The sequence below is a fragment of the Nitrospinota bacterium genome (genome assembly GCA_016217735.1).
In the GTDB taxonomy this organism is placed as follows: Bacteria; Nitrospinota_A; UBA7883; order JACRGQ01; family JACRGQ01; genus JACRGQ01.
Genome location: JACRGQ010000061.1, coordinates 1 through 26,843, shown reverse-complemented (window position 1 = coordinate 26,843; position 26,843 = coordinate 1). Strand labels below are relative to the sequence as shown.

Below are 26,843 nucleotides of genomic sequence, written 5' to 3'. Positions count from 1 at the left end.
CCCGCCCCTTCGGCCGGTCCGCCCGGAGCCAAGCCCCCCACCAGCGCACCCGTGTTGTTTTTCAGCTTAAGCGCTTTTTGCAGCTCTGGGGTGATGGCCTGGATGATGACGCCCAGCCAGCCGCGGCTGACGCCTTTCTTTCCCTTGAGATCCGCCAGTATCTGCTTTGCCATGTTGATCGGAATGGCGAAACCGATACCGATGTTCCCCCCCTGGTTGCCGGGGAGTATCGCGCCGTTGATGCCGATCACCTTGCCGTCGATATTGATGAGCGGCCCGCCGGAGTTGCCGGGGTTGATGGAGGCGTCGGTCTGTATGTAGTTATCGTAGCGGCCGGCGCCGATGTCGCGCCCCAGCGCGCTCACCACCCCAACCGTAACGGTCTGTGAAAGGCCGAAGGGATTGCCGATGGCGATCACCCATTCGCCCACTTCCAGGCGGTCGCTGTCTCCCAAATCCACCACCGGCAGGTCTTTGTCGCCCTGAATCTTGATGAGGGCGATGTCGGTTTCGGGATCGGTACCAACGATTTGGGCATCGTATTCCTTGCCGCTGTTAAGTTTTACTTTGATTTCATCAGCGCGTTCCACCACGTGGTTGTTGGTGAAAATATAGCCTTCCTTGTCGAGGATGAAGCCGGAACCGAGCGAGTGGCGCGGCATCTGCGGCATCTGGTTGCCAAAAAATTCATTGAAGAGATCGTTGGGGTCGTACTGGCCGCGCGGCCCCCTCTGCAGGTGCGGCTGCTTGGGCGTTTGGGTGGTGTAGATGTTCACCACCGCCGGTTTTTCACGCTTTACGATGTCGACAAAAATATTTTTCGCACCGGGATCCGCCACGGACACGGACGGTTTTGCGGGGCTGGCCGCCATCGCTATTTCAGCCGTGCGGTTTTCCCCCGCGAGATACCCGATAATCCCCGCCACGGCGGCGGCGGCAAATACCTTTCGCGCATTCCAATTCCTGAAGCGATCCATCGGTGAACTCCTCAAATATTTATAGTGCGTTGAGCCAGAAGCTTAAATTTAAATTATACCATGTTTTTCCCGCGCTTCCGGTTCATAAAAAAACTTCGGTGGTGTCTCAGTTTGGGATTGCCGCAGCCATCTTCGATGGCCTCGCAATGACAGTAATTTGTCATTGCGAGCGTTAGCGAAGCAATCTCGTGCTCCATTCAAACATTAATTTCAAACTGATACACTGCCAAAACTTCCGGCGGCCTTGGGAAGCCGCCGGAAATTCAGGAAGGTTGGGTTATCGTGGTTTTTCAGCCGGTCTTTATCTCGATCTTTTTCGTCGCCTGAATGGCTTCGCCCGTCTTGGGCAAAGTCACTTTCAGCACGCCGTTCTTGAACGTGGCATCCACCTTGTCGCGGTCAATGGGCGCCGGGAGCGTCACGCTCCGGCAGAAAGCCCCATAGATCCGCTCACTGCGGTAATAGTCCCTGCCCTCATCCTCTTTCTCCATCTTCTTTTCGCCCTTTATCGTCAAGGTCTTTTCGGTGAGGAGCAGTTCCACGTCCTTCTCGCCCATGCCGGGGAGTTCGGCGGTGACCAAGACCGCCTTCTCGTCTTCGCTCACGTCAAGATGCGGCGAAGCCGCCATGTCCCGCATTTCACGGGGCATCAGCGGGAAGCGGCTGAAACCGCCCATGAAATCGCTGAACAGCCGGTTCATGCTCTCTTGAAGCGCATAGAATGGATCCTGTTCGCGCCGGGCCAGTCCCTCCTCCCTTTCCTTCCTGAAAGGAACAATGTTTTTCACTTTCATGACCGATTCCTCCTTATACCAGAAAAGTTATGCCACTTTTACCGGTACCCTTACCGGTTTCTGTGCAGCCGGTTTTGGCTATATCCAGCCGTAATTCGCCCCTCCATTGCTGAAAAGCCGCTTTCGCCCACTTATTTTAAGTGTGGCGGCCATCGCTTTCCTGTTCCTAATTTCATTGTAAAATCGATTTTCCGCCCGTCAAGGCGTATGGAAAAAAATCGCTGATCGCTTGTACCGGGGTACAAAAAACGGGGCGGGAAATGGTCAGGAAGGGCGGGTGAGCGGGAGGGTGAAGGTGAAGCGGAAGCCTTTGCCGGTATCGGTGTCGACCGCCACCTTGCCGCCGTGCTGTTCGACTATCCGTTTCACGGAAGGAAGACCGAGGCCAACCCCCTTCTTCGCCTGGTTGGCCTGCCAGTATTCGTCGAAAACGTGGGGGATCTCGCCGCTCGGCATCCCCTCGCCATCGTCTTCCACCGTACAGTAAAGGTCGTTGCTGTCCAGCCGGGTGCTCACCGCCACCTTGTTCTTCGCGTGTTTCATGGCGTTCTGGATGCAGTTGTTCAGCACCCGCTCGATGTGCAGGATGTCGCAGTTCACTATTTTTTGCGGGCAGTTGACGCCGGCCCCTTCGGCCCAGCGCTTGCCTTCCACGTAGAGTTCTATCTTCCGCATGGTGAGTTCGGAATAGAAATTGGAAACCGACGCATCGATAATTTTGTAGATGTTTACCGGCATGGGGGAGATGGCGAGCCGCCCCGCCTCCAACTTGCCGTAGAGCAAAATATCGTCCACGAAAGCGGCGATTTTTTTGCCGGCGCTGACGATCTGCTTGCCGATTTCCTCTTTGCGGGCGATAAGGGTATGGTCGTCCATGCGGCGGACCAGTTCGCCGTAGCCGTTCACCGGCGTGACGAACGATATGAGGTCGTGCGTGAGGGAGTGGTAGAGCCGCTGTTTTTCCTTTTCGCGCTTATCCCCCGCTTCGTAGAGTTGCGCGTTCACCACCGCCACCGCCACCTGTTGGGCGACGAGGCTCAACATTTCCACCGAGGTCTGGTCGTACAGCCCCGCTTCGCCGTAGCACTGCACGGAGAGAACGCCGACGATGCGGCCGCTTTGCGGCATCGGCACGCCAAGCCACGATTTGGCCGGCTTGCCGCCGTGGCGGATGCCCATCGCGGCGCATTCCTTTTCGCTGTCTTCTTTTATCAGCAACGGGCGGCGGTTGCGGACTATCCAGCTGTTCATGCCGTCGCTTAAGGGGTAGCTCTCCGGCTCCCCGCGCCCCTCGCCGGATATCCAGCTGGCGATGAATTCCAGCTTTTCCTCTTTCGGGTGGTAAAGGACGATGTTCACCCGGTCGGTGCGCAGCACTTTCCCCAGATGCTCCACCACCGCCTGCGTCAGCTCGCGCAGCGTAAGCTGCGAGGCGATGAATGTCCCGACGCGGCTGATGGTCTGCAAGGTTTTGAGCCGCTTTTCCATCACCGCCGCGTCGCGCACGCGCGCCGCCATCAGCCCCACGTGTTGCGCCACGGTCTCCAGCAACGGCAGGTTGGCCTCTTTTGCCTGGCGGCTGGCGAGAAAAAGAAAGCCGAGGCATTCCCCTTCATGCATTACCGGCGCGCAGACAACGGTGGCGAAGCCGTTCTTTTTGCAGAAATCGCTTTGGGTCTCTTCCACCCATTGCGGGCCGCCGGTCTCAATGGCCGCGCGGCAGGCGCAGGCGGGGGCTTCCAGCCCGCCAAAGCAGAAGTGGTACAACCCTTCGCCCGATTCGGCGCCGATGGCGATTTCAGCGTGGCGGCAGCGGATGCGGGCCCAGCCGGCATCCATGCCGGCGGCGGAAACCAGTTCGGCCAAAAAGGTTTTTAGCGCGGCGCGGGCGGTTTCTTCGCTGTTGGCTTGGGCCAGCGGCGTGAGGAGGCGCGGCAGGCTTTGTTCGAAACTCATATCACCGCCAGCCCGATGTCGCTGATCCCGGCGGCGCGGCAAATGCCCATGATCTCGACGGCCAAGCCGTAGAAGAGCCTTTTATCGGCGCGGATGATGACGGAACTCTTGGCGCCGGGGGTTTGCCGCAGCGCCGCTTCGATTTCCTCCTTGGTGCTCTCTTTGCCGTCAAAATATATTTTTCCTTCGCCGCTGATCTCAATGGTGAAGGAGCGGTTTTGGCCGGCGGCGGCGCCCGCCTTGGCATCGGGGAGCTGGATGTCGAGGCGCGAGGCGAACCCGACGTATGAGGTGGTGACCATGAAAAAGACGAGGAGCACCAGCACCACGTCGACCAGATTGATGATTTGGAGCGAAAAGTCCTCTTCCCCGGACTTAAGGAACTTCATTGGCCATCCCGCCCGTTTTCTTTTCGGTGATGAAGTGCTCCAAAAGCCCTTCAATCAGGTCAATGGACACCTCTTCCATTTCCAGGATAAGCCGCTCGGTCCGTCCCCGCAGAAAATGATACCCCCCCAGCGCGAGGATGCCGACCATAAGCCCGGCCGCGGTGGCGATGAGCGCCTCCGCCACGCCGCCGGCCACCAGCGAAGGATTGCCGGGGCCGCTGGTGGCGATGGCGCCGAAGGAGCGGATCAGCCCGGAGACCGTGCCGAGCAGGCCGAGCATCGGGGTGATGCTGGCGATCACTCCCAGCCCGCGCAGACGGGAGATAAGCCAAGTCGCCTCGTGGCCGCCGGCCCCTTCCACCGCGCGTTCGGTCTCCAAAACGCCGAGGTCGGCGCGCAGCAGTCCGGCGCGCAGGATGCGGCTGATCGGCACGTCATGTTTGCGGCAGACCTTGAGCGCCTGGGCAAAATCGTGTTTTTCCCAGTGCGCCCGTACTTCATTGATGAACTGCGGATGGATGATGTTGCTCCGCCGCAGGCTGATAAACCGTTCGATGAAAATCGCCACCGCGAGAATGGAACAAAAAAGGATGGGCCACATCATGAAGCCCCCTTTGGCAAAAACGCCGGCGATCCAGAAAGGGTCGTCCGAAAACGGACTCGCGAATGCCGGGGGAGCGGCGAACAGGAAAAACGCCACGGCGGATAAAAGCCCGTTGCGCACTACCATTACCCCCATAGTTACTGATTTTTATAGCACAGTTGCGGTTTGACTGGACACTTTTTTATCACTAGACTGGTGCGAGGATGAGAGGTTATAGGGCGTTATGCGGCATATTGGCGGTCTGCGCCATCGCCCTGTCCGCTCCGGCCGCCCGCGCCGACATCCTGAAATTCACCGACGAAGAAGGGGTGCTCCATTTTACCGACCGCGGAGTGTCCGGCAAACACGAGGTCTTCATACGCGCGCACGCGCCGCTTCCCCGTTCCGTGATGTACGATGCCAACCGCTGGCGCTATATGCCGCTGGTGCGCGCCGCGGCGGTGGAGCATGGCGTGGACGCCGGGTTTATCGCCTGCGTCATCGAAGCGGAGAGCGGGTTCAACCCGGGCGCGGTATCGGCCGCCGGGGCGCGGGGGCTGATGCAACTGATGCCCTCCACCGCCATGCGGTACCGGGTGGATAACCCGTTCGACCCGGCATCGAACATTCTCGGCGGCACCCGCCATCTCAAGTCGCTTTTGCAAAAATACCGCGGGAGCATGAAGCTGGCATTGGCCGCCTACAACGCGGGGGAAGACGCGGTGGCCAAATACAACGGCATTCCCCCCTTCCGCGAAACGCGGGAATATGTGGCCAAAATCCTCCAACGCTACAACAAGTCCGCCGCGCTTTCCGATGACGCGGGCGCGAGGAAAAAAATTTACCGGTATACCGCCAGCGACGGCTCCATCCTCCTCACCGACACGCCACGCGCGCGGAAGGAGTTCAATTGACCGCCCGGCGTGTTGATGGCGTGACGCCATGAAGCGGATTAACCTGCCGAACAGGCTGACGCTGTTCCGGATTTTCGTCGTCCCCCTTATCATTGTTTTCCTCATCAAGCCGTCGCCGCTCTTTTCCTTCCTGGCGGCGGTGGTTTTCACCGTGGCCGCGATAACCGACTGGCTTGACGGCCACCTCGCCCGCTCCACCGGCCAGGTGACAACCCTCGGGAAACTGCTCGACCCAATAGCCGACAAAATACTGATGGTGTCGGTTTACATCCCGTTAGTGGGGGTGGGGCGGATACCGGCCTGGCTGGCCACCATCATGATTGGCCGTGAATTGGCCATCAGCGGCCTGCGGGCGTTGGCCGCAACGGAAAAACTTATCATTCCGGCCGGTGCCGCGGGAAAATACAAGACCGGGTTCGAAATCGCCGCCATGGAGTTCCTGTTGCTCGACTGGGACTTTAAGTTCATGAATTTTCAAACGTTAGGGTTTATCTGTCTCCTCATAGCCATGTCTTTCAGCCTTTTTGCCGCCGTCACCTATTTTCTTTTGTACTGGCGGGCTAAAGAATCGGCCACCGCCTGACGATAATAAATACGTAGTTGGAATGGATGCCGGCTCTTTGGGGTTGGGTTGAAGGCTTGGGAGGTTGTTGACTACAGACGTAACAGTTTGTAAAATGATAACAGCATTCCTCTTGTATGTTAATAGCGGAGCCACCGCAATTTGGCGGCACACCGCGGCGGAAAAACAGGAAACGCGCCATTATTGCCAACGTGACCGAGTGGGGAGAAAAAGGAGGTTCCTTTCAATATTGAGGGGATACTGTATTCGCGAACTCCCATTTTTTTGGTGTATTAAATTTTTTTAAATTTTTTTGGAGGATTTTTATGAAGAAGATGGCACTTTTCCTTTTCACGGCCATTGCCGTGATCGCCTTTGGCGCCGGCACGGCCCGCGCCGACCGCGGCTTCTGGTTCCACAGCACCGCCGCGGGTTGGAGCACGTACTTTAACATCACCAACACCAGCGGCACCGCGGTTGACGCGACCGTCACGTTCTACGCCCTTACCGGCGGCACGGCGGTCGGCAGCACCACCCAGACCATTCAGCCGAACGGTCAGTGGAACTTCAGCACGGGCGCAATTGGCAGTGTCACCACCAACTCGCTCGAAGCGGCCGTCCGCGGCCCGGTGACCATTTCCGGCGCCACTACGGGCGTCATTCACGGTTACAGCACCATCGCCAACTCAACCTTCAGCGGGTTTAACTTCGGCATTCTCGCCGGCACGAACCCCGCGGCTGAGTAACAGCGGTTTATTTAGCTGACAAACCCCGGCCATGTATCATGGCCGGGGTTTTTTTTATATTTTGCCCCCCGTTCATTTATAATCACATACTATGAAAAAAGCTTTTTTGCTGCTCCTTGCGCTCATTCCCCTTGCCGCCTGCCAGCCTTCAGAAAAGGCGAAGGCCGACTCGAAAATCCATTTTGAGCTGGCCCGCGAATATCTGCTGGCGGGAAGCGCCGACAAGGCGCTGGCGGAAGCCGACGCCGCGCTCAAGGCCGATGGCGGCAACACCGACGCCGCTTTTTTAAAGGCCGACGTGCTGGCGAAAGCCGGCCGCCATGACGAGGCGTTGCACATGGTGGAAAAAGCATCAAAGAAATTCGGCCCCGGGGATGCATACAAAAAGGAACACTGGCTCGGCGTGCTCTCGTTCCACAAAAAGGAACTGGACAAGGCGCTGGAGCATTTCAACCGCTCCGCCGCGGCCAACCCGAAATTTGCGGACAACTATACGATGCTGGGCCAGACCTACGGCACCATGGGAAAACCGCGGGAAGCGGTGGCCGCCTATGAACGGTGGGCCGCCGTGGAACCGGCAAGCGAACGCGCATGGACCCAGCTTGGCATCGCGTACGTCGGCGCGCACGATTTGGACAAGGCGCGGCAGGCGCTGGACAAGGCGCTCGCCATAAACCCCAAAAGCGGGCTGGCTTACAATTACCTCGGCGCGCTGGCCGAGGAACGGCGCCAACCGAAGGAGGCCGAAGAGTTTTTCCGCAAATCAATCGAACTCGGTCCTCAAAACCAGTTTGCCCATCTGAATCTGGCGCAGTTGCTCATCATGGGGGGCCGCCACAAGGAAGCGCTTGTCCCATTGAACAAGACGCTGGAGATACAGCCGGACAACCAGTTCGCCCTCTTCTATATGGGGCGGTATCACCAATTGGAAAAAGATTCCGGCAAAGCGGCCGATTTTTATGAAAAGGCGGTGGCGAAAGACCCGGCACTGTGGGCCGCCCGCACCGGCGTGGCCGAAGCGGCGCTCGCGGCGGGCGGCATGTACGGCCGCGCGGAACAAATCTTAAACGACGGCATCGCCAAGGACCCGCTTAACCGGAAGGGATACCACTACTACCTTGCCCGCATCGGCTTGGCGAAGGGGGATTATGCCGCCGCGCTGCGGCACGCCGATAATGCCGCCGCGTTGCTTGATAAGGCCGATACCCTCGCGCAGGCCGACAGCCGCCTGATGCGCGGTCAAATCTTCGAGGCAATGAAAAAGACCGCCGAGGCGAAAAAAGAATATCAGGCCGCCGCACAACTCGCCCCGGGAACCGCCATTGAAAAAGACGCCAGAAAACGGCTCGCCCGCTAACGCGGGGGGGATGCTTTCCCGCCCCGGGGTGGCGGGCCTTCTCATTTTTGCCGGGTTCGCCGCTTACTATCTCTCGTTCTGCCAATACGGCATAAACCTTTGGGACGAAGGGGGGCTGTATTACGGCGGCGAACGTTACCTGCACGGGCAACGGGTTTTTAAGGATTTTCTCGGCTATCCCCCCGGCATCTACTGGATAGCCGAGGGAACATTCCGCCTTTTCGGCGACGACATGTTGCCGCTCCGGCGCGTCCTCGCCGTGCTCACCGCTTTTTTCCCGCTGTTCGGCTGGCTGATCGCCCGCCGCTTCCTTTCCGGCGTGTGGCTGGCCGCGGCGGTGCTTCTCGTGGCTTCCACCCCGGCGGTCTACTACCAGCGCTCGTATGGGTTGATGCTGCTCTTCGCCGCGTGGGCCGTCCTCGCCTGCCTTGATGACCGGAAGCGGTGGCCCTGGATGGCCGCCGCCGCCCTCACCGCCTATTATTTCAAGGTGGAGGTACTGCTTATCATCGGCCCCCTTTACGCATGGCTGCTGCTTGATGCCCATGGCTTCCGGCGGCGCGGCTGGGCGCTATTGGCCGCCATCGCCATTTTCTTCACGCTGTTTTTCTGGAACGACCTCGTCGATTTTCTCCTGTTCAAGGTGCGCACGGAATTAAGCCTGTGGGGCAACAGCTTCCCGGTGCCGTGGCGCCCTTATCAGGGGGCGCCGCTCGGCCTTTTCACCTTTTTGGAGAGCATGCTTTTTTACCTGCCATTCGCGGCCGGCGCGCTGCTGGCGGGCCACGGGCTGCGCGCCAAAGGGCTCACGGATGTGGAGCGGACGCGGTTCCTGGCGCTGGCCTATTTGCAGACGGGGGCGATGGCGCTGGTGGTGATGCGCGCGGGGTTCGACAATCTGGTCCGCTGCTTGCCGCTTTTCTTTATCGCGGCGGTGGTGTTGGCGCGGATCGCCGTTTCCCTTGTGCGGGATGCGGGGTGGCGGCGGCCGGCGCTGGCGGCATCCGTCCTTCTTTGGGGGCTGTACATCGCCGATTTCAACGTTCGCAATGGTTTCTACATCGGCTCGGTTGGCGCCGTGCGCGAAGTGGCGGCGGTGATACCCGAAGGAAAGGCCCGTGGCGTCGTTGCCTCGGAAGCCGACGCCGGGGCAATCGGGCGGATGACCGAGTGGATCCGCATGGCGGCCACGCCGCGGGAGACCATTTTCGCGGCCCCGCTCAACCCGATATGGTATTACCTGTCGGACCGGGACAACCCCACTTTTTACGACTGGGTGCTTCCCGGCACGCTGCGCGGCTTTGCCGACGAAGAACGGCTGGTGGCGCAACTGCGCGCCGCGCGCCCGGCGCTGGTGATCCTGGTCGATATCGCCATCGACAACAAGGCGGATCGGCGGTTGGCCGTCTATGCCCCGCGCTTCACCGCCTGGATGTTGGAAGGATATGCCTATAGCGGCGCCGTGAGCTACTTCCAGATATGGAGGAGAAAATGAAGAACGCGTTGTTGTCCGCCGTTGCGCTGATGCTGTTGGCGGTCTCCGGCGCGGCGGCATCACGCGCCGCAATGGACGAAAGCGCCGTCCGGGCCGAGGCTGTCTCCCTGGCACAACGCCAGGCGCTGATGTGGGATGCCGCCGTGAAAAACGACTGGGAAGCCCTTTATGGCCTGATTCAGCCGCAAACACGCAAAAAAGTTTCGCTGTTGCAATACATGATGAACCCGCACACGCCCGAGCCGCTCTTGGGTATGAGAATATCCGGGGCTGCCACCATCCCCGCGCCGGACGAAGAGGCCGAAGCAAAAAGGCTCATCGCCGCCGGCAAAGCGCCGCGATACAATCCGCCTATTCTCAGCTACCGCTTTGCCGAAATGCGTTTTTCCCCGGATGGGCGCCGGGCGGTGGTGATATCCGACCTTTCGATCTCCGCCGAGCAGTTCATGGGACCCACCGCCACCGGTATGCAGATGTACGAGTTCTGGGTTAAGGACGACGATGGGATATGGTACGCCGATATCGCCGCCACCTCACTGATCCACACATCGGGCGCCGCCACCGGCCATGACCCGATGCAGGGACTTTCCGTGAGGACGGATACCGCGTTGCTTGCCGCCGCGCTGGTGGAAGAGGCGCGCACTGCGTCCGAAAACCAGATGCCGGAGCTGCTGGAACAGGCGCTGTGGCTGGATACGCCGGGAACGGTGCGCCGCGCCGAGGATGCGCATATGGATCATCGTGAAATGTCGCGGCGCCATCTGGACCGCGTTTTCGCCGGCGCGTGGAAAAACCCCCATATCTTCCCCGCAATGATGGAGGCTGCCCGCTGGTATTCGCTGATCGGCCACGATTCCGCCGCCTACGAAGGATACCGCGCCGCCGCCGCGGACGACCCGAACAGCGACAGCGCCCGCGCCGGAGCGGCGCTCGCCGCCGCCCGCGCCGGCCGCTGGGCTGAAGCGGCCGGCCACTACCTGCACTTGCTGCGGATCGGCGCGGCGGCCGGCGGCGCGTTACCGGCCTCGCTGGAGCCGTACCTCGCGCCGGAATGCCGGCTGTGCGAAAATATTCCCTCCGTAACCGGGCTTGCCATCGCCGCCCGGCTCTGCAGCCGGGGGGATTATGCAACCGCCGTGGCGGTTTACCGGTTCTATGCGGAACGCCATCCCGGTTTTGCCGATGCGCTGGCGCGGCTTAAACGCGGCCAGGAATTGACGCTGACCCAATTGCTGGGGGACGGACTGGCGCGTGAAAGCGCGGCCCTTACATACCATGACGCGTCCGGCCTATTACGCGCGCTCGGTTTGCGCATTGCCCATCCCGATGACATTCCGGCGGGCGGGACGCTGCCACGCGGGGGGATAACGCTTCGCTCATCGCCGCCGCTTTCGCGGACTGATTTTTCCACCGGCTATTTTACATCCGCCATTCCAGCCGCGGGAGACATCCGTGGCGGGGAAACGGCCCTTTCGCAACAGTTGCCCAAAGGGGGGGGGTGGCTTCTGGCATCCATGTCCGGCGGTACGCTGCGCGGAGCCTTTCATCCCGATGGCGCGAACGGGCAAAACCCCGGCTTTGCCGCCACGGTGGAAAAACTGAAAAACAGGGAAACCCTCTTCGCTGTGCGGGTGGGGGGCGGCCCATATTTGCCGGATGCGGCCGTGCTAAAAGCGTTGGAAACAGCGGGGGTGGATACCGCCACACTGCCGGCCCCCTTAATGAACCTGGCGTTGGCGGGGGTAAAGGGGAGCAAACGGGGGGGCGCACGGGTCTTCCCTTCGGACATTGCGGTGCTTAAAAAACTTGATCCCGCCGCGCGGGAAGAAGCGGGCGCGGTGTCTGTGAGAGGGTTCGGGCCGGCGGCGCGGGTGCGTCTGGTGCGCCAGCAAAGGCGAATATAGTTTATAATGGCTCCGGAATGATTATTTCCAAAAACCTCCCGCCCGCCCGCGACCCGCGCATCTACATGGCGGTGGAGCGGACGTATCTGGAGTATCTCCGCTTCGGACTCTCCACCGTCACATTCGGCTTTTTCTTTTACAAAGTGGGCGATATCGTTTTCAGCGGCCGCCGCCTGCTTGGTTCGCCGGTCTATTTCAGCATTACGCTGGCGGCCGCTCTGGCGGGGTTGGGAATGATTGTGTTCTCGATTTTCAGTTTTATTTTTGATATGAAGTACATCAGCAAAGGAATCGAAGTGGACAAAAAAGAAACAACCGACCCGCGTATCTATATGGCCGCCGAGCGCACCTTCCTCGCGTGGGTGCGCACCTCCATCTCGCTCATCATTTTCGGTTTCGTGGTGGAGAACTTCGAAATGCTGCTCAAGCAAATCGGCCAGGCATCCCGGATGGAGGTCTTTCACAGCACCAGCCTGGTGGAGGTGGGGCTTTTCATCATCCTGATGGGGGTGGGCACCGTGCTTATCGGCATCATGAATTTCCGCAGCGCCCTGCGGCAGATCGATGTCGGCTTTTACCGCACCAACGAGCGGATGTACAAAATTTTCGGCGCGCTTATTTTCATCACCTCGCTGGTGATCATCGGCTTCATGCTCCGCCTGGTGGAGTAAGCCCGGCGTATCCCGGCGGCGGGTTGCCAAGAGCCCGCCGCCATTGCTATAGTGCTCCGTATGGGAAGCGCGCAACTGCACAGAAAAACCAACGAGACGGACGTCGCGCTTGAGCTGCGCATCGACGGCACGGGCAAGCGGCAGATAGACACCGGCATCCCGTTTCTCGACCACATGCTGGCGCAGATAGCCCAACACGGTTTTTTTGACCTCACCATCAAGGCGGTGGGTGATACCCAGATAGATTTCCACCACACGGTGGAGGATACCGGCATCGCCCTGGGCCAGGCCTTCGTCAAAGCGCTGGGGGACAAAAAGGGCATCCGGCGTTACGGCCACGCGGTCATACCGCTCAATGAAGCGCTCTCCGCCGTTACGGTCGATTTTTCCGGACGCCCGTTTTTCGTCTTCAACGGCGCCCTCCCCAAAGGAAAAGTGGGCGATTTCGACGTGGAACTGGTGGAGGAATTTTTGCAGGCCTTCGCCAACAACGCGGGGATCACCCTCCACGTGAAAGTTGAGTACGGAAGCAACCTGCACCACATCGCCGAAACCATATTCAAGGCGCTGGCGCGGGCGCTGGACGCCGCCACGCAGCCAGAGCCCCGCTCCGCCGGCGCGCCCCCTTCCACCAAAGGGGCGCTTTAGGCCGCTCCACATTTTTTAGGAACAGCGCATGATCGCGATCGTCGACTACGGCATGGGAAACCTGCGGAGCGTGCAGAAGGCCTTTGAGAAAACCGGCGTCCCCGCCATCATCACGCGCGATCCCGGCTTTATCGCCTCGGCCTCCGGCCTGGTGCTGCCGGGGGTTGGGGCATTCGGTCTTTGCATGGACGGCTTGCGCGGCTTCAACCTCGTCAAGCCGATACGCGATTTCGTCGAGTCGGGACGCCCTTTTTTGGGCATCTGCCTCGGCCTGCAACTGCTGTTCGAGGAGAGCATGGAGTTCGGCCCGCAGGCCGGACTGGGCATCTTGAAGGGAAAGGTGGTCCGCTTCACCACACCGGGGCTGAAGGTGCCGCACATGGGGTGGAACAGCATCGCCGCGAAAAAGCCCTCCCCCCTGCTGGAAGGGATCGATGAAGGGGCCTATTTTTACTTCGTCCACTCCTATTATGTGGAACCGGCCGAGGATGTCGCTACCGCCGTCACCGACTACGGCGTGACGTTCGTTTCGGCGGTGCAGAAGGAAAACGTCTTCGCCACGCAGTTCCACCCCGAAAAAAGCCAGCAGACCGGCTTGCGGATGCTGGAAAACTTCACCCGCCTTGCCGGCCGCGGATGAGGAACGGAAAAAACGCAGGCGCCTTCGCCGCGTATCTCGTGTTGAAGGCGCTTATCGTCTGGACGCAATCCACTCCCCGGTTTTTAGGTTATGCCGCATGGAAGGGAATCATTTTGCTGGCGGCCGCCGCCATGAAAAAACGGGTGCGGATAGCGGTGGAACAGCTTCGGCCGCTGTTTCCCGATGCGCCGGACAGCCAGCTTGAGAAGATATTCCACGACTCGTTCAAAAACCTCGGCCGCTTCTGCGCCGAATTCTGCTGGATACCGGAACTCGGCGCGGAAAATCTGGACCGCCACATCCGCTTCGAGGGGATGGAACACCTTGAACGGGCCTATGCGAGAGGCAAAGGAGTGGTGCTGGTGTGGGCCCACTACGACCAGTTTGAAGGGGTGAACGCGGTGCTGGCGGTGAAGGGATACAAGGTGCATTCGGTGATCCGCGAGGTGGACAACCCGTGGATAGACGATATGCTGGACGGCATCCGCGAAAGCCGCGGCCAGAAGGTGATAAAACGCGAACGGGCGGCGGTGGACATCATTGCCCGCCTGCGCGAAGGGTGCATCGTCACCATCGCCGCCGATCAAAACACCATCTACAACAACCTCTATACAAAATTCCTGGGCCGTTGGGCCTCCACGTTCAAAAGTCCGGCCGTGGTTTCCCTGCGCACCGGCGCGGCGGTCATCCCGGTCTATTCGGTTCGCCACGCCGATGATTCGCATACCGCGCACCTCCTGCCGGAAGTCGCGCTGAAAAGAACCGGCGACCTGAAGCGGGACATTTTCAACATCACGCAACGGCTGGCCGACATACAGGCGGATTTTATCCGGCGGCGGCCGGAATTCTGGCTTTGGATACACCGACGCTGGAAAACCCAGCCGGACGAAAAAGAAATCCGCCAGGCGGAGGAGTTTCTGGCCGGCTACCGGCAGTTGACGGAGGGGCGGTGAAACCCATCGACCCGGCGGCGGCGCGGCGCGTACTGGCGCGCGCCCCTAACTGGCTGGGGGACGCCATCATGTGCATACCCGCCCTCAAGGCGTTGGCGCGGGCGCTGGAGCCGGTGGAACTGCGGGTATTGGCTGTGGGGGGGCTGGGGGAGATTTTCATCCGCTACCCCTTCGTCAGCCGCACACTTAAGTTCAACAAGGAGGACTCCAACGCCGTACACCGCCTTTTGGCGAAGGAAACGTATGATGCCCTCTGGCTGTTCACCAACTCCTTCCGCTCCGCCTATGACGGCCTGCGGACCGGCTGCAAAATCCGCGTGGGGTACGGCGGCAATATGCGCGATTCGCTGCTTACGCATCCGGTTCCCAAAACGCCGAACGTACACATGATCGATTATTACCTGAACCTGGTAAGCCCGTTTAGCGGAACCGTGTTTTCCCAATCCATCGATTTTCCGCTGCTGCCGCGCGAAGAGGAATTCGCCGCGGGAATGGAAGACCTGGAATATGGCGCCGTCGGCATCCCGTTGGGGGCAAAATACGGTCCCGCAAAGGTCTGGCCCCACGATAACGTGAAACAGTTGATCACCCTTCTCGCCGGCACGCAACGGCGGATTGTGCTTTTCGGCACGCCGGCCGAGGCGGAGCAGGCCGCCGATCTGGAAGGGGCCGGCAAAGGGCTGGTGGTGAACCTCGTGGGGGGAACCTCCATCGGGGAAATGGCCGCGGTGATGAAGCGGTGCGACTGGGTGGTCGCCAACGACAGCGGCCCGTTGCACCTGGCGGGCGCCGTGGGGGTGAAAACCATAGCCATTTTCGGCCCCACGGATTACAATCGTACCGCGCCGCTTTCCGACAACGTGCGGATCGTGAGCAAGGACGTGAAATGCGCTCCCTGCATGAAGCGGCAATGCCCGGCCGGACACCACCAATGCATGAACGATATCAACGCGGAGGAGATATATGACATTATCGAAGGGCCGGCCCGGATTTAGCCGGGCCGCCGCGGCCCTGCTGCTGGCGATCGCCATCGCCCCGGCCGCGCGGGCCGAGGAAGGCGCCGCCGCGAAAACCGAAATTCACGGATACGTTGAATTATCCTTCTTCGACGACCGGGGCATCGGCTGGACCGGCAGCGAAACCACGCTCCGTCCCCGCGCCAAGCTGGACATCACACACGCCCCGTACGATGACATCATTCTCCGCTTCGCCGGCGAGTGGGTGGCGCAGACCCACCGGTTTTCACGCGCCCACGGCAACCTCTACCAGCGCGAGGGGAACCCTGAAGACCTTTATATCCACTTCCGCCGCTTTTCCGGCCTGCCGTTCGACGTGCGGCTGGGGATGGTAAAGGTTCCGTACGGCTTTTTCAACACAATGGCGGTGGATGACCGCAACCGCCCGCTCATCTTGGCCCGCAGCCGCGAATGGGACATGGGACTGCGCCTGGACGCTCCCCTGCCGTTCATGGATTTTTCCCTCGCCATGGTCAACGGCGACGGCAGGCAGGGAACCGACGCGAACAGTTCGAAATCGGTGGCGGTGCGCGCCGCATTCCCCGCCTCGGACGGCGATATTTATCCGGAAACGGAGGAGGTCTCGTCGTACCCCAACCCGCGCATGGCGAACCCCGCGGGGGAATTCCGCTGGCTGTTCGCCGTCTCCGGTTACGTGGGAGACCGGTACACCACCCCCATCAAGCGGAAGTATTCCCATTACGGGGCCGAGGCCCAAGCAGCGTACAGCGCGTTCTCCCTCAAGATGCAATACACCTTTTTTGAGGGGGGGTATAACGACCCCTCCATGAACAACCTCACCCCCGCCGAGTGGCAACAGATCGTCAGCGATCTCCACCTCGACTCCAGTGTGCAACAAAACTTCTACGCCTACCCGCGCGGCCAGTCGGTCTGGGCGGAACTTTCGTACGGGGCAACCGAGCGGAGCATGGTGACCCTGATGGCCGAGACGTATGACCCCGACATGCAGTCCGACGCCACCGTCTTTCAAAAAACCAAAAGCCGCTATGTGATCGGCGCCAGGCACGATTACCGCAAGGGGGTGACGGCGGCGATTTTTTATACGGTCAACGACAATCCGGCGTTCGGCGACCCCGCCGCCGATGTCACCCAGAGCGACTACTGGAAGGGGGATGAGGTGCTGATGATTACCGTGGCGGTGCAGTTTTAATGCGGGGAACGGCGGTCTCTGGTAAAATTAATCGAGGGTACAATCGGCGGCATGACCGTTTTTGGAGGGAGAGATGAAAAAAATAGAGGCGATCATAAAACCCCACAAGCTGGATGAGGTGAAGGAAAAACTCAACGCGGCGGGGATCACCGGCATGACCGTCACCGAGGTGAAAGGCTTTGGCCGGCAACGCGGCCATAAGGAAATCTACCGCGGCACCGAATATCACATCGACTTCATCCCGAAGGTGAAGATGGAGATGGTGGTGGATGACGGCCTGGTGGAAAAAACGGTCACCGCCATCATCGAGGGGGCGCGCACCGGCAGCATCGGCGACGGCAAGATATTCGTCTCCACGGTCGAAGAGGCCGTCCGCATCCGCACCGGCGAACGGGGAACGGAAGCGCTCTGACATGCCCACCAAACTCGGCACCACAATCACCAAAAAAATAATGGAGGAGCAGCGCCATTACCCCGGCGCAAGCGGCGATTTCTCCGGGATGCTCTACGAACTGGTCGTCGGCCTTAAGGTCATCGCCTACGAAGTGAACAAGGCCGGCCTTATGGGTATCCTCGGCAAAGCCGGCAGTTCCAACATTCAGGGCGAGGAACAGCAGAAGCTCGACGTTTTCGCCAATACCACCCTTATCCACAAGATGGATCACACCGGCTATCTCGCCGGCATGGCCAGCGAAGAGAACGACGAGATTTTCCCGATACCCGACCGGCACCCGCAGGGAGGGAAATATATACTCCTGTTCGACCCGCTCGACGGCTCGTCGAACATCGACGTGAACATCAGCATCGGCACCATCTTCGGCGTTTACCGGAAGATTTCCAATCACCCGAAGTGCGAGATGAAGGATTTTCTCCAGCCCGGCACCCAGCTATTGGCGGCGGGCTATGCCGTTTATGGCAGTTCCACCATGTTTGTATATACAACCGGCCACGGGGTTCAGGGCTTTACGCTCGACCCCGGCGTGGGTGAATTCATTCTGTCGCACCCCGACATCCAGACCCCGAAGAAGGCGGCGTACTACAGCGTGAACGAGGGGAACAGCATCAACTGGGACGGAAAAATCACGAAGCTGGTGAACTATTTCAAAATGGACGATAAAGCGTCCGGCCGCCCGCTGTCGGGGCGCTACATCGGCTCGCTGGTGGCCGATTTCCACCGCAATCTCCTCAAGGGGGGCATCTTCATGTACCCCCCCGACAAGAAAAGCCCGAAAGGAAAACTGCGGCTGATGTACGAAGCGATACCGTTGGCATACCTCGCCGAGCAGGCGGGCGGCGCCGCCATCGACTGCCACGGCAACCGCATCCTCGATATTGTGCCGAGCGAGCTGCACCAGCGCACCTCGCTCATCATCGGCTGCAAAAACGCCGTGGAGCAGGCAAAGAGGATTTTGCTGGAATAAACGTTTTCCCCGCTCAGGCTCCACGATATCGCCAGGCGGCACCCGGCGGCGGGCCGCCCTTCATTCAGGAAAGAAATCTGGTGATGCGCGGCATGAAGTCATCCCGCCCCTGGCCTTTGGTTATGAAATCGTCAGCTCCCATGCGGAAGGCCTTTTCACGGGCGGCGGCATCGCTGCCGGATGTGAGGACTATGACCGGTATGGAACCGGTGTCCGGGGAGCGCTTGATCGCTTCCAGCAGCTTGAACCCGTCCATGTTCGGCATGGAGATGTCGGTGATGATAAGGTGGGGCTGGCGTTTTTTCAGCGCGCCGAGAGCGTCCATCCCGTCTTCCGCCTCCACGATATCCACATCCAACCCATTCAGATGCCCCCTGAAAAGGAAACGTTGATCCGGGTCGTCGTCGACAAGCAAGACTAGCGGTTTGATATATGGAAGGGTGACGTAAAAAACCGATCCTTTGCCCGGTGCGGATTCAACGGCCAGCGTGCCACCATGGGCTTTGACGATGTCATGGGCGAGGGGGAGGCCGAAACCGGTGCCAACCTCGCCCGCCGTGCCGGTTGTGGACGTCCTTTCCTCGTATCTGAATAGCGCGCCAAAGCGTCGCGGATCGATGCCGATGCCGGTATCGGCGACGGCTATGACGGCCTTTCCGCTGTCACGGAGCGAGAGGGTTATCACGTCCCCTTGACGGCTGAATTTGATTGCGTTCGAGACGAGATTTTGAAGAACCTCGTACAGCAAAACGGGATCGGCGTAAACGCGGCACTTTTCCGGTATTTCGTTGATGAGGCGCACGCCCTTCTTGTTCGCTTGGCTTTCGAAATTCAAAACAGTCCTCGATGCCAGCCCGGCAAGGCCGATAAACCGGCGTTGCGGCGCAAGCGTGCCCGCTTTAAGCCGCGCGAGGCTCAACACATCGTCAATGAGATGGAGCATGTTATTCACCGAGTCAATGAGGATTTCCAGCATCCGTTTCGTATCGGCGTTGCCGCCCGCCGCCGCGTTGTCTTCCATCATCAAATTAAGGAAGCCAAGCATGGTGCTCAGCGGGTTTTTAAGGTCGTGGGAAACGAGGGCGACGAATTTGTCTTTCAGCGCCGTGGCGTTTTCCGCCTCTTCTTTCGCCTTCAGGGCGGCATCGCGCGCCACGCGGTTTTCATTGATGCGGCTATTGAGGTCGGTGACGTCCTGCACCGTGACCAGCGCCAGCGGTTCGCCATCCGCGGCCGTGAACGGAACGGCGGTGGCGTTCTGCAACATCTCCTTGCCGCCGCGGAGTTTTGCCGGAATGATGTGGCGGTGCAGCAGCGAGGAAAATACCGCGGCAGGGCCTCCTTCGAAAATGGATTCTATCCGCCGCAGGTATTTGGGCTGTGCAAGGTGCGGGAACCGCGCGGTGATTTCGGCGCCGAGCATTTCGCCGCGCGGGATGCCGGTCCACTCTTCCAGCAGGCTGTTCCAATGGCGCACCCGCAACCGGGCGTCGATGACAAACACCCCCACCGGCATGCGGTCCAGTAATGCATACGGCGACTCCGCCGGGGCGGCATCCGCCTTGTCCATGCCCTAGAGTTTCCCCTTGATGGCATCCAGCAGGGTTTGCATCGAATCCCCCTGGAAGACGAGCAGCATTTTCCCCTCGATCTTATGCTCTTGCACGATGAACATGGCGTGAACGATCATGACCGCCGCCCCCTTGCCGCATTCCGCGCCGCAAACTTCCCGGGGGGTGGCCACCATATGTTCCGGCACCGAGTAGCTGATATGCACCTCGCACAGGTTCGCGATGGATCCCATGATGCCGTTGAGGAGGATGCTCCCCACCTCGTTGAGCGTTTCCGCTTTTAGCGAATCGATGTCGATGGAGCCGGGCTGTTCGCCGGTAAGCAGCATGACGAACTTGTGCGCGCTGCTTGCCGGAAAGAGGAGCGCCGCCGAGCCGTCCAGCCCGGCGCCAAAGGTGAGCCGCACCACCGAAAGAGCCTCCGATCCCAGTTCCCGCTCAATGCCGCCGGTGTCACAGGTATCGAGCACTTCTATTTTCGGCACGGTCAGGGTCACCGGGCTGCTCACCATCTGGTTGAGGATGCCGGCGGCCCGCCCCACGCCTATGTTGACAAACTCCGTGAATACGTCCAGCAGAATTGGCGGTATCTCGACCATGATGTCAGCCTTCCGTATAAACCTTGATAAGGTTGCGCAGGGTATCCGCGGCAGCGCCTTTCAGCGGCTTGTTGACAAGGCCGGCCGCGCCGAGGTTTTGGCACTGCTTCAGGGTGGTTTCCTGTATGTCGGCGGTTACCACGACCACCGGGATGCCGACCTTTTCATCCTTCATTTTCTGAAGGAACTCCATCCCCTGCATGTTCGGCATAACAATGTCGGTTAAGATCAGCGCGGGCCGCTCCCTCTTCGCCGCCGCAAGCCCCTCAACGCCGTCCGGCGCTTCAATGACCTGATGCTTTTCGCTTTCCAGCAACTGACGGATGACGGAGCGTTGATAGCCGGAATCGTCAATAACAAGTATTTTAGCCACGGTCGTTCTCCTCAAAAAACTGTTATGAATTATGACGTATTTTCCCGAATCCGCCATGATTATTTGTTCGCGTGATAAAATAACGGCAGAGGAAGGTTGTAAGGCCTTTGTGGGGGAACGTCTGCGGCCCTTCCCCGTGAAACGCGGCCATGGCGGGTGCAATAAGGTTTTATTGCCGGGGAGCGCGGGGCCGGCGCTCCGCGCGCCCTTGAGGATACCCTTACGGGATGCTCACCTGAGCCGGAACCATTCGGTCGTCCCTTGAGTCATCGCCCAGTTGCCCTTTGCTGTTGCTTCCCCACGTCCATAGTGTGCCGTCGCTTTTCAACGCGAAGGTGTGATTGCTCCCGGCGCCGATGGCCGTTATGCCGCTCAGGCCATCCACAAACACGGGAACGAGGCGCATGGTGCCCGTCCCCTCGCTAATGCCAAGCTGGCCGGCGTTGTTGCTGCCCCAGCTCCAGACCGTGCCATCCCCTTTCAGCGCGACGGAATGATTCTCCCCGGCGGCGATGGCCGCCGCGCCGCTGATGGCCTTCACCCACACGGGGGCAAGGCGGTTGATCACCGATTTATCGCCGATCTGGCCGCTTTCGTTCTTGCCCCAGCTCCAGAGCGTACCATCCCCTTTCAGCGCGAGGCTGTGGTCGGCTCCCGCCGCTATGGCGACGATCCCCTTGAGCCCTTTCACCAGCACGGGGGTTTCCCGGTCGTCGCCGGTATCGTCGCCCAGTTGCCCCTTGTTGTTTTTCCCCCAGGCCCAAACCGTGCCGTCCTTCCTGAGCGCAAGGGTGTGGCTGCTCCCCGCGGCAACCGCCACCATGCCCTCCAGCGGCCCCTGCCCTCCCGGCCCTTTCACCTGCACGGGGGTTTCCCGGTCATCGTCGGAGCCGTCGCCCAATTGCCCGTCATCGTTGTAACCCCAAGCCCATACCGTGCCGTCGTTCTTTACCGCGACGGTGTGCAACAAGCCCGCGGCAACCGCCACGATGCCCTGCAGCACCCCTTTGCCGCCCGGCCCTTTCACCTGCACGGGGGTTTCCCGGTCATCGTCGGAGCCGTCGCCCAATTGCCCGTCATCGTTGTAACCCCAGGCCCATACCGTGCCGTCGTTCTTTACCGCGACGGTGTGCAGCGAGCCTGCGGCAACCGCCACGATGCCCTGCAGCGTCCCTTTACCGCCCGGCCCCTTCACCTGCACCGGCGTTAAACGCCTGTCATCGGTGCCGTCGCCCAATTGCCCCTTGTTATTCTGTCCCCACGCCCAGAGTGTGCCATCCCCCTTCAAGAACACAGAGTGCGCTTCACCGCCGGCCAATAAATTCAGCCTGACCGCCGCCGTGCGCGGCGCGGGAGCTGTTTCAACGGGAGCTTTTTCAGCGGAACCTAGCGGCGGTTGTTGCGGTTTCGGCGTTTCCGCTTTTTCCGGAACCGCTTTTGCTTCCACTTTGGCGGCCTCATTTTTCCCGCCGGCGGCAAGGCCCGCGGCAGTCCCCGCCACCATACCGGCCGCACCCGCCACGCCCGCGGCGGCGCCCGCTGCCGAACCCGCCGCGCCCAGCGCGGCCGCTCCGGCGGCCGACTTGGCCACTTCAGTTCCGGCCGGTACGCCGGATGATGCCGCGGGTGGCGGCGCGGAAGCCGCTTCAGGAGAGGGTTGTGTTACGCCGCTGCTTTTATCCAACTCCATCCGCTTGAGATCGCGCAATTCCTTCGGGGTTTTCAGGGGCATTTTCCGCATCAGCATCTCCGCCCGCTCGGGGTCAATCGAGAACGGCGTGGCGGGCGGCATACCGGGCCGCACCACCGAACGCATCCCGGATGTGATCGCTTGCCGCCCGGCGCCGCCAGCCCCTTCAACGAATATCTCTCCCGCCTCGCCGGTTTTCCCCAGGAGGTCGACTTCCGTCACGGGGGAAGCGGGGTCGCCGGCAAGGCCCACAACCCAATCGGGCGTCCCGGTCACTCCAGCCACCGCCGAAGAAGTATGAACTTCGAAATGGGATCGTTTGTTTCCCAATTTGGATACCGCGTTTTTCACGCGCCCCAGATCGAGCCGAATGCCCGTTTCCCGCGCGCCCCCCTCCACGACGGAAAGTTTTTCGATCAGCAGGCGGCTGTTTTCATCCAGCCGCGTCAGATTGCCGTCGTCGTACAGCAGTTCAGCTTCACCTTCCAGCCCGGTGGTGATGACGTCGCCGGGGGCGAGCCGCTGCCCTTTGGCGGCATTCAGGATGTTATTGGTGCCTTTGGGGATGACAAATGCCGGGCCGGAAACGTCCGCGATTTCCGCCCCGAAATTCCGGGCCGCAGCGGCGGGAACAACGAACGTCGGATTCAGCGCTATGCACCATACGGCAATGGCAAGCCGCCGCCAAAACGGAACCGCTATCTTCATGGCCGTTTCCTCCCAATCATTGACCGGCATTTATTTTCCACGAACACCCCCAACGCCATATGCGGACACACCGATATTATATCAAATCGGGACGGCATCCGCCGGAAGCGCAATTGCTTTCCGGCGCCATTCACCGCGGACGCCGGGCCGCTAGCAACGCCGAAGGAAAAAGTATAAAATAACCGCATGGGGGGATATACGGCGATAATTGCCATTGCGCTGTTTCTTTGCATTGGCGGGAACGATGCGCGCGCGGACGACGATGCCGCGCCGGAAACGGTGCGAAGCCACGGCATCGAGCGCCGCCGCAACCAGTTCAGCACCGATTTTGCATACTTCGTCTATCCCATCGCCGGCAATATCCCGGGGCTTGGCATGGCGTCGGGCGCGGGAACCACGCTGGCCAATATCGGCGAAACGCAGACCGATTTCACCGGATTTTACGTTAACGGCGATTTTACGGCGGGAGGGGCCACGCTGCTCGATGTCCACCTTATCGACCGCCTTTTGATATTCAACACCGGGATATACACCTATAAAGTGGCGCCGAAGGTTTTCCGGCGCGGCATCGACTCCGATAAAAACGACTATATCCTTCCCTTTTTCGAAGGGGGAGCGGCGGTGGCCCAGTTGACGCTGACCTTCGACGAGCGGCGATATGAGGTTTATGCCCGCTGGCTCAATGAAGGGGGAACGTTGGACCGGGTGCTTGACCGCCATGGCAACGAATTCGCCAGCATCGACAAAAGCCTTCAGACGGTAAATATTCTTAACCTCGGCTTTACCGCGGACATCACCGACGACGTGCAGGATCCGCGCAACGGTTGGCGGATTGAGGGGGTACGGCGTTCGCCGATGGAGCATCGCTTCATGAGCAGCCAGTTCGACACCTACGACCTCAACCTTACCGCGTATCTGCCGGTGGGGGTATCCAGCACCTGGGCGTTTAACGCATTCTGTTCATCGGCGGAGCGGCAGTCCGCCGCCACCACCGACCGCGCCACGCTGCAAAACGCGATCGGCCTGCAATGCGCGGCCATCCCCGATCCGGCGGCGCGGGCGCAGTGCCAAGCGACGGAAACGCGGTTCCTTGACGACCGGATCGCCTACAACGAATATGGCATTGCAACCCCCCTCGGCGGCACACAACGGCTGCGCAGCTATCCCAACGGCCGGTTTTTCGGCGGGAAAGCGGTGTCCTACGGCACCGAACTCCGCTGGAATATCACCGAGGAGCGGACGCTGATGGACTGGTTTATTTTGCGCGGCCTGCGTACCAACCTGCAGATCGCCTTTTTCGGCGAAATGGGGAGCGTAGCCGAAACATGGAACGACGTTAACCGCAAATTCCGTTATTCCTACGGCGGCGGTTTCCGCGCCCTCTTTTCCGGCGTCACCATCCGTTTCGACGTCGGGTTCGGCGACGAGGGCATGGAAATGCAACTGTTCCTTGATTACCCCTGGTCCGTCTTTTCAATAGACCGCCCCGGTTGACGGGGCGCGGCGCTTACAGCTTGTCGCCCGGCTCGTTCAGCGGCCGCCAGAGCATCGGCTCGATGGCCAGTTCCATGTAGAAACGGTTGTTCTTTTCCGTGGTGAACACCACGCGCAGACACTCCGTCTCCGAATGTCCCTTCGTCTCCATCGTCAATTCCAGCGGCACGGTGATCGGCACCACGGCCGGGATGTTCGCCTTGGCGGCGATATCGTACTTCTGCTGTATCACGCTGCGCACCTTGCCGATGGCCTGGTTGGTCAATTCCCCCACGTTGTTGCGCACTTCGTCGCTGGTGTGGGATGTGGGGAGGTCTTCCTCGCCCAATCCCATTCCAAGGAGCATCGAACGCACCACTTCCAGCGCGGCCGGCCCCTCAAAGTTGAGAACCATCAGGCCGTTATAGTCGCCGTAAAAGGTGACGAACGAGCTGATATCGCCGCTCAGCTTGATGCCCGGTATCTGCATGATGGTGTTGGAAATGTGGAATTTCTTTCCGGCCGTCTTTTGCAGAAGATCCTGGATGATGGTTGCAAACAGCCGCGCAATGGCGGACGAACTCGTTTTATTTAACAACATATTTTAATTCCCCTTCTTCCGATTGTCTCGGCATGTGTAATGAACGAATACTATACCATGTTAGCCTCCTGATTTAGAGGAAGCCGGGAGAAAACTCCCGGCGGCGCAATTCCGCGCTATCGCCACGCCCCCCATTTCCGCTATAACTGTGAGACCATGCGCAAGACGCTTTCCCCCTATCTGCAGGTATTCATCAGCCGCACGATGGCGGTGATGCTGCTGCTCGGCTTTGCCAGCGGGCTGCCGTTGGCGCTCACCTCCGGCACGCTGCAGGCGTGGATGGCGGTAAGCGGCGTCAATATAAAAACCATCGGCCTCTTCGCGCTGATGGGCGTCCCTTACACCCTCAAATTCCTCTGGTCGCCGCTGATGGACCGCTTCACGCCGCCGCTCTTCGGCCGGCGGCGCGGCTGGATGCTGCTGACGCAAGCGGGGCTGATGCTCTGCATCGCGGCGATGGCATCCGGCGACCCGGCCCGCTCCCCGCTGGCGCTCGCCGCCGTGGCGCTCTGCACCGCCTTCTTCTCCGCATCGCAGGATATCGTCATCGACGCATACCGCACCGACATCCTCCAGGAAGAGGAACGCGGCGCGGGGGTGGCGGTCTTCGTCACCGGCTACCGGATCGGGATGCTGGTCTCCGGCGCGCTGGCGATGATCCTCTCGGTTCAAATCGGCTGGCACGCGGTCTACCTGCTGATGGCGCTCGTCATGGGGATCGGGATGCTGGCGGCGCTGGCCGCCCCCGAACCGCACAACGGCATCCACCCGCCGAAAACGCTTGGCGCGGCGGTGACCGGCCCGCTGCGGGATTTTTTCAGCCGCCCCCGCGCGGGTCTTATCTTGCTATTAATCGTCCTGTATAAACTGGGCGATGCCTACGCCGGCACCATGACCACCGCCTTCCTCATCCGGGGCGCGGGATTCACCGCGGCGGAAGTGGGCGTGGTTAACAAAGGATTCGGCATGGCGGCGGTAATCATAGGGGCGATGTTTGGCGGCTCGCTGATGGTGCGGATGGGGCTGTACCGCGCGCTGATGACCTTCGGCATTTTGCAGGGGGTATCAATCCTTGCCTTCGTGCCGCTGGCGTACATGGGAAAAAGCTGGGAGATGATGGTCTTCGCCGTGGGGCTGGAAAACCTCTGCGGCGGCATGGGCACCGCCGCCTTCGTGGCGCTGCTGATGGCGCTGTGCAACCTGGATTTCAGCGCCACGCAATATGCGCTGCTCTCGTCGCTATCGGCGCTGGCGCGGGTATTCATCACCCCCACCTCCGGCTACATCGTGGCGATGGCCGGCTGGGGGGAGTTCTTTTTCTTCGCCGCCGCCACCGCCGCGCCCGGCCTCTTTTTGCTGCAACACCTGCGGGTGGACATCACCGCGCTCGGCCACCGCAAACCTGCTGCCTGAAGCGGGGAAACTGAGCAGTCCCCTTTTCCCCCGGTAGATACATTCCTGTCGCACATTGGCGCGGAGCGCCAAGAGGGATCGGCCCGCCGGGCCGATTGTGCGACAAGAGTGTCGCACCTTGTATCTTGGAAATCGTAGAATTTCATTAAGTGGAAACCGGGGAAAACTGTGTCGCACCTAATGGCTGGGACCATGTTTGGTAGATAAGTTTCCCCGGT

General features: G+C 60.3%; 26 protein-coding genes. 16 read left to right on the top strand and 10 right to left on the bottom strand.

Annotated elements, in window-relative coordinates; genetic code table 11:
• From HZA03_10105 to HZA03_10085, 5 genes are all read right to left on the bottom strand, one after another.
• On the bottom strand, positions 1-977 hold a 977-nt coding region (locus tag HZA03_10105; GenBank protein MBI5638308.1), incomplete at its 3' end, for a trypsin-like peptidase domain-containing protein.
• A gap of 290 nt (positions 978-1,267) precedes the next feature.
• Complete coding sequence (locus HZA03_10100) at positions 1,268-1,771, bottom strand: Hsp20/alpha crystallin family protein (protein ID MBI5638307.1); 504 nt, start codon at positions 1,769-1,771, stop codon at positions 1,268-1,270.
• A gap of 264 nt (positions 1,772-2,035) precedes the next feature.
• Positions 2,036-3,727 carry a GAF domain-containing protein gene (locus HZA03_10095; GenBank protein MBI5638306.1) on the bottom strand — a complete coding sequence of 564 codons (1,692 nt, stop codon included), beginning with the start codon at positions 3,725-3,727 and terminating at the stop codon, positions 2,036-2,038.
• A complete protein-coding gene (locus HZA03_10090; GenBank protein ID MBI5638305.1) occupies positions 3,724-4,116 on the bottom strand; it encodes a biopolymer transporter ExbD in 393 nt (130 codons plus the stop codon). Before HZA03_10090 ends, HZA03_10095 begins: the two co-directional genes overlap by 4 nt.
• Positions 4,103-4,855, bottom strand: coding sequence for a MotA/TolQ/ExbB proton channel family protein (locus HZA03_10085; GenBank protein MBI5638304.1), 753 nt, complete (start codon positions 4,853-4,855; stop codon positions 4,103-4,105). The genes HZA03_10090 and HZA03_10085 overlap by 14 nt, the downstream gene beginning before the upstream one ends.
• A 68-nt stretch (positions 4,856-4,923) precedes the next feature.
• Between HZA03_10085 and HZA03_10080 the strand changes: the two genes are divergently transcribed.
• From HZA03_10080 to fbp, 14 genes are all read left to right on the top strand, one after another.
• Positions 4,924-5,613, top strand: coding sequence for a lytic transglycosylase domain-containing protein (locus HZA03_10080; protein ID MBI5638303.1), 690 nt, complete (start codon positions 4,924-4,926; stop codon positions 5,611-5,613).
• Positions 5,614-5,641: 28 nt separating this feature from the next.
• On the top strand, positions 5,642-6,196 hold the full coding sequence (gene pgsA / locus HZA03_10075) for a CDP-diacylglycerol--glycerol-3-phosphate 3-phosphatidyltransferase (protein ID MBI5638302.1): 555 nt from the start codon (positions 5,642-5,644) through the stop codon (positions 6,194-6,196).
• 305 nt (positions 6,197-6,501) lie between these two features.
• Positions 6,502-6,921, top strand: coding sequence for a hypothetical protein (locus HZA03_10070; GenBank protein MBI5638301.1), 420 nt, complete (start codon positions 6,502-6,504; stop codon positions 6,919-6,921).
• A 91-nt stretch (positions 6,922-7,012) separates the two neighbouring features.
• The gene (locus tag HZA03_10065) at positions 7,013-8,278 is read left to right on the top strand and encodes a tetratricopeptide repeat protein (GenBank protein MBI5638300.1); all 1,266 of its coding nucleotides are present in this window, start codon (positions 7,013-7,015) and stop codon (positions 8,276-8,278) included.
• Positions 8,244-9,773, top strand: coding sequence for a glycosyltransferase family 39 protein (locus tag HZA03_10060; protein MBI5638299.1), 1,530 nt, complete (start codon positions 8,244-8,246; stop codon positions 9,771-9,773). The genes HZA03_10065 and HZA03_10060 overlap by 35 nt, the downstream gene beginning before the upstream one ends.
• Complete coding sequence (locus HZA03_10055; GenBank protein MBI5638298.1) at positions 9,770-11,677, top strand: hypothetical protein; 1,908 nt, start codon at positions 9,770-9,772, stop codon at positions 11,675-11,677. Before HZA03_10060 ends, HZA03_10055 begins: the two co-directional genes overlap by 4 nt.
• A 17-nt stretch (positions 11,678-11,694) precedes the next feature.
• Positions 11,695-12,348 (top strand): DUF202 domain-containing protein, encoded by a 654-nt coding sequence (locus tag HZA03_10050; protein ID MBI5638297.1) that lies wholly within the window; start codon positions 11,695-11,697, stop codon positions 12,346-12,348.
• A gap of 60 nt (positions 12,349-12,408) precedes the next feature.
• Positions 12,409-12,996, top strand: coding sequence for an imidazoleglycerol-phosphate dehydratase HisB (gene hisB, locus HZA03_10045; GenBank protein ID MBI5638296.1), 588 nt, complete (start codon positions 12,409-12,411; stop codon positions 12,994-12,996).
• A gap of 28 nt (positions 12,997-13,024) precedes the next feature.
• Positions 13,025-13,636 (top strand): imidazole glycerol phosphate synthase subunit HisH, encoded by a 612-nt coding sequence (gene hisH / locus HZA03_10040; GenBank protein ID MBI5638295.1) that lies wholly within the window; start codon positions 13,025-13,027, stop codon positions 13,634-13,636.
• Positions 13,633-14,589, top strand: a complete 957-nt coding sequence (locus tag HZA03_10035) for a hypothetical protein (GenBank protein ID MBI5638294.1) — start codon at positions 13,633-13,635, stop codon at positions 14,587-14,589. The genes hisH and HZA03_10035 overlap by 4 nt, the downstream gene beginning before the upstream one ends.
• Positions 14,586-15,584 carry a lipopolysaccharide heptosyltransferase II gene (waaF, locus tag HZA03_10030; protein MBI5638293.1) on the top strand — a complete coding sequence of 333 codons (999 nt, stop codon included), beginning with the start codon at positions 14,586-14,588 and terminating at the stop codon, positions 15,582-15,584. The genes HZA03_10035 and waaF overlap by 4 nt, the downstream gene beginning before the upstream one ends.
• A complete protein-coding gene (locus HZA03_10025; GenBank protein MBI5638292.1) occupies positions 15,553-16,776 on the top strand; it encodes a hypothetical protein in 1,224 nt (407 codons plus the stop codon). Before waaF ends, HZA03_10025 begins: the two co-directional genes overlap by 32 nt.
• A 73-nt stretch (positions 16,777-16,849) precedes the next feature.
• Positions 16,850-17,188, top strand: coding sequence for a P-II family nitrogen regulator (locus HZA03_10020; GenBank protein ID MBI5638291.1), 339 nt, complete (start codon positions 16,850-16,852; stop codon positions 17,186-17,188).
• Position 17,189: 1 nt separating this feature from the next.
• A complete protein-coding gene (gene fbp, locus HZA03_10015) occupies positions 17,190-18,197 on the top strand; it encodes a class 1 fructose-bisphosphatase (GenBank protein MBI5638290.1) in 1,008 nt (335 codons plus the stop codon).
• A gap of 64 nt (positions 18,198-18,261) precedes the next feature.
• Here fbp and HZA03_10010 read toward each other — a convergent pair whose 3' ends face one another.
• The 4 genes from HZA03_10010 to HZA03_09995 form a co-directional block, all read right to left on the bottom strand.
• Positions 18,262-19,767, bottom strand: coding sequence for a response regulator (locus tag HZA03_10010; protein ID MBI5638289.1), 1,506 nt, complete (start codon positions 19,765-19,767; stop codon positions 18,262-18,264).
• A 3-nt stretch (positions 19,768-19,770) separates the two neighbouring features.
• Positions 19,771-20,367, bottom strand: coding sequence for a chemotaxis protein CheC (locus HZA03_10005; GenBank protein MBI5638288.1), 597 nt, complete (start codon positions 20,365-20,367; stop codon positions 19,771-19,773).
• A gap of 4 nt (positions 20,368-20,371) precedes the next feature.
• Positions 20,372-20,740: a response regulator gene (locus HZA03_10000; GenBank protein ID MBI5638287.1), complete on the bottom strand. Its 369-nt coding sequence runs from the start codon at positions 20,738-20,740 to the stop codon at positions 20,372-20,374.
• Between the two features lie 220 nt (positions 20,741-20,960).
• Entirely contained in the window at positions 20,961-23,138 is a 2,178-nt protein-coding gene (locus HZA03_09995; GenBank protein MBI5638286.1) for a FecR domain-containing protein, read from the bottom strand.
• A gap of 186 nt (positions 23,139-23,324) precedes the next feature.
• On the opposite strand from HZA03_09995, the gene HZA03_09990 reads away from it, so the two are divergent.
• Positions 23,325-24,632: a hypothetical protein gene (locus HZA03_09990; GenBank protein ID MBI5638285.1), complete on the top strand. Its 1,308-nt coding sequence runs from the start codon at positions 23,325-23,327 to the stop codon at positions 24,630-24,632.
• Positions 24,633-24,645: 13 nt separating this feature from the next.
• Here the strand turns inward: HZA03_09990 and HZA03_09985 are convergent, their stop codons facing one another.
• Complete coding sequence (locus HZA03_09985) at positions 24,646-25,212, bottom strand: DUF3334 family protein (GenBank protein MBI5638284.1); 567 nt, start codon at positions 25,210-25,212, stop codon at positions 24,646-24,648.
• Positions 25,213-25,368: 156 nt separating this feature from the next.
• Between HZA03_09985 and HZA03_09980 the strand changes: the two genes are divergently transcribed.
• Positions 25,369-26,625, top strand: coding sequence for an MFS transporter (locus tag HZA03_09980; GenBank protein MBI5638283.1), 1,257 nt, complete (start codon positions 25,369-25,371; stop codon positions 26,623-26,625).
• The last annotated feature ends 218 nt before the right edge of the window (positions 26,626-26,843 follow it).

Excerpts from the sequence above, each read along its gene's own strand:
- HZA03_10100 (MBI5638307.1), bottom strand. The coding sequence starts at position 1,771 with ATGAAAGTGAAAAACATTGTTCCTTTCAGGAAGGAAAGGGAGGAGGGA.
- HZA03_10095 (MBI5638306.1), bottom strand. The coding sequence starts at position 3,727 with ATGAGTTTCGAACAAAGCCTGCCGCGCCTCCTCACGCCGCTGGCCCAA.
- HZA03_10090 (MBI5638305.1), bottom strand. The coding sequence starts at position 4,116 with ATGAAGTTCCTTAAGTCCGGGGAAGAGGACTTTTCGCTCCAAATCATC.
- HZA03_10085 (MBI5638304.1), bottom strand. The coding sequence starts at position 4,855 with ATGGGGGTAATGGTAGTGCGCAACGGGCTTTTATCCGCCGTGGCGTTT.
- HZA03_10080 (MBI5638303.1), top strand. The coding sequence starts at position 4,924 with ATGAGAGGTTATAGGGCGTTATGCGGCATATTGGCGGTCTGCGCCATC.
- pgsA (MBI5638302.1), top strand. The coding sequence starts at position 5,642 with ATGAAGCGGATTAACCTGCCGAACAGGCTGACGCTGTTCCGGATTTTC.
- HZA03_10070 (MBI5638301.1), top strand. The coding sequence starts at position 6,502 with ATGAAGAAGATGGCACTTTTCCTTTTCACGGCCATTGCCGTGATCGCC.
- HZA03_10065 (MBI5638300.1), top strand. The coding sequence starts at position 7,013 with ATGAAAAAAGCTTTTTTGCTGCTCCTTGCGCTCATTCCCCTTGCCGCC.
- HZA03_10055 (MBI5638298.1), top strand. The coding sequence starts at position 9,770 with ATGAAGAACGCGTTGTTGTCCGCCGTTGCGCTGATGCTGTTGGCGGTC.
- HZA03_10050 (MBI5638297.1), top strand. The coding sequence starts at position 11,695 with ATGATTATTTCCAAAAACCTCCCGCCCGCCCGCGACCCGCGCATCTAC.
- hisB (MBI5638296.1), top strand. The coding sequence starts at position 12,409 with ATGGGAAGCGCGCAACTGCACAGAAAAACCAACGAGACGGACGTCGCG.
- hisH (MBI5638295.1), top strand. The coding sequence starts at position 13,025 with ATGATCGCGATCGTCGACTACGGCATGGGAAACCTGCGGAGCGTGCAG.
- HZA03_10035 (MBI5638294.1), top strand. The coding sequence starts at position 13,633 with ATGAGGAACGGAAAAAACGCAGGCGCCTTCGCCGCGTATCTCGTGTTG.
- HZA03_10025 (MBI5638292.1), top strand. The coding sequence starts at position 15,553 with ATGACATTATCGAAGGGCCGGCCCGGATTTAGCCGGGCCGCCGCGGCC.
- HZA03_10020 (MBI5638291.1), top strand. The coding sequence starts at position 16,850 with ATGAAAAAAATAGAGGCGATCATAAAACCCCACAAGCTGGATGAGGTG.
- fbp (MBI5638290.1), top strand. The coding sequence starts at position 17,190 with ATGCCCACCAAACTCGGCACCACAATCACCAAAAAAATAATGGAGGAG.
- HZA03_10010 (MBI5638289.1), bottom strand. The coding sequence starts at position 19,767 with ATGGACAAGGCGGATGCCGCCCCGGCGGAGTCGCCGTATGCATTACTG.
- HZA03_10005 (MBI5638288.1), bottom strand. The coding sequence starts at position 20,367 with ATGGTCGAGATACCGCCAATTCTGCTGGACGTATTCACGGAGTTTGTC.
- HZA03_09995 (MBI5638286.1), bottom strand. The coding sequence starts at position 23,138 with ATGAAGATAGCGGTTCCGTTTTGGCGGCGGCTTGCCATTGCCGTATGG.
- HZA03_09990 (MBI5638285.1), top strand. The coding sequence starts at position 23,325 with ATGGGGGGATATACGGCGATAATTGCCATTGCGCTGTTTCTTTGCATT.
- HZA03_09985 (MBI5638284.1), bottom strand. The coding sequence starts at position 25,212 with ATGTTGTTAAATAAAACGAGTTCGTCCGCCATTGCGCGGCTGTTTGCA.
- HZA03_09980 (MBI5638283.1), top strand. The coding sequence starts at position 25,369 with ATGCGCAAGACGCTTTCCCCCTATCTGCAGGTATTCATCAGCCGCACG.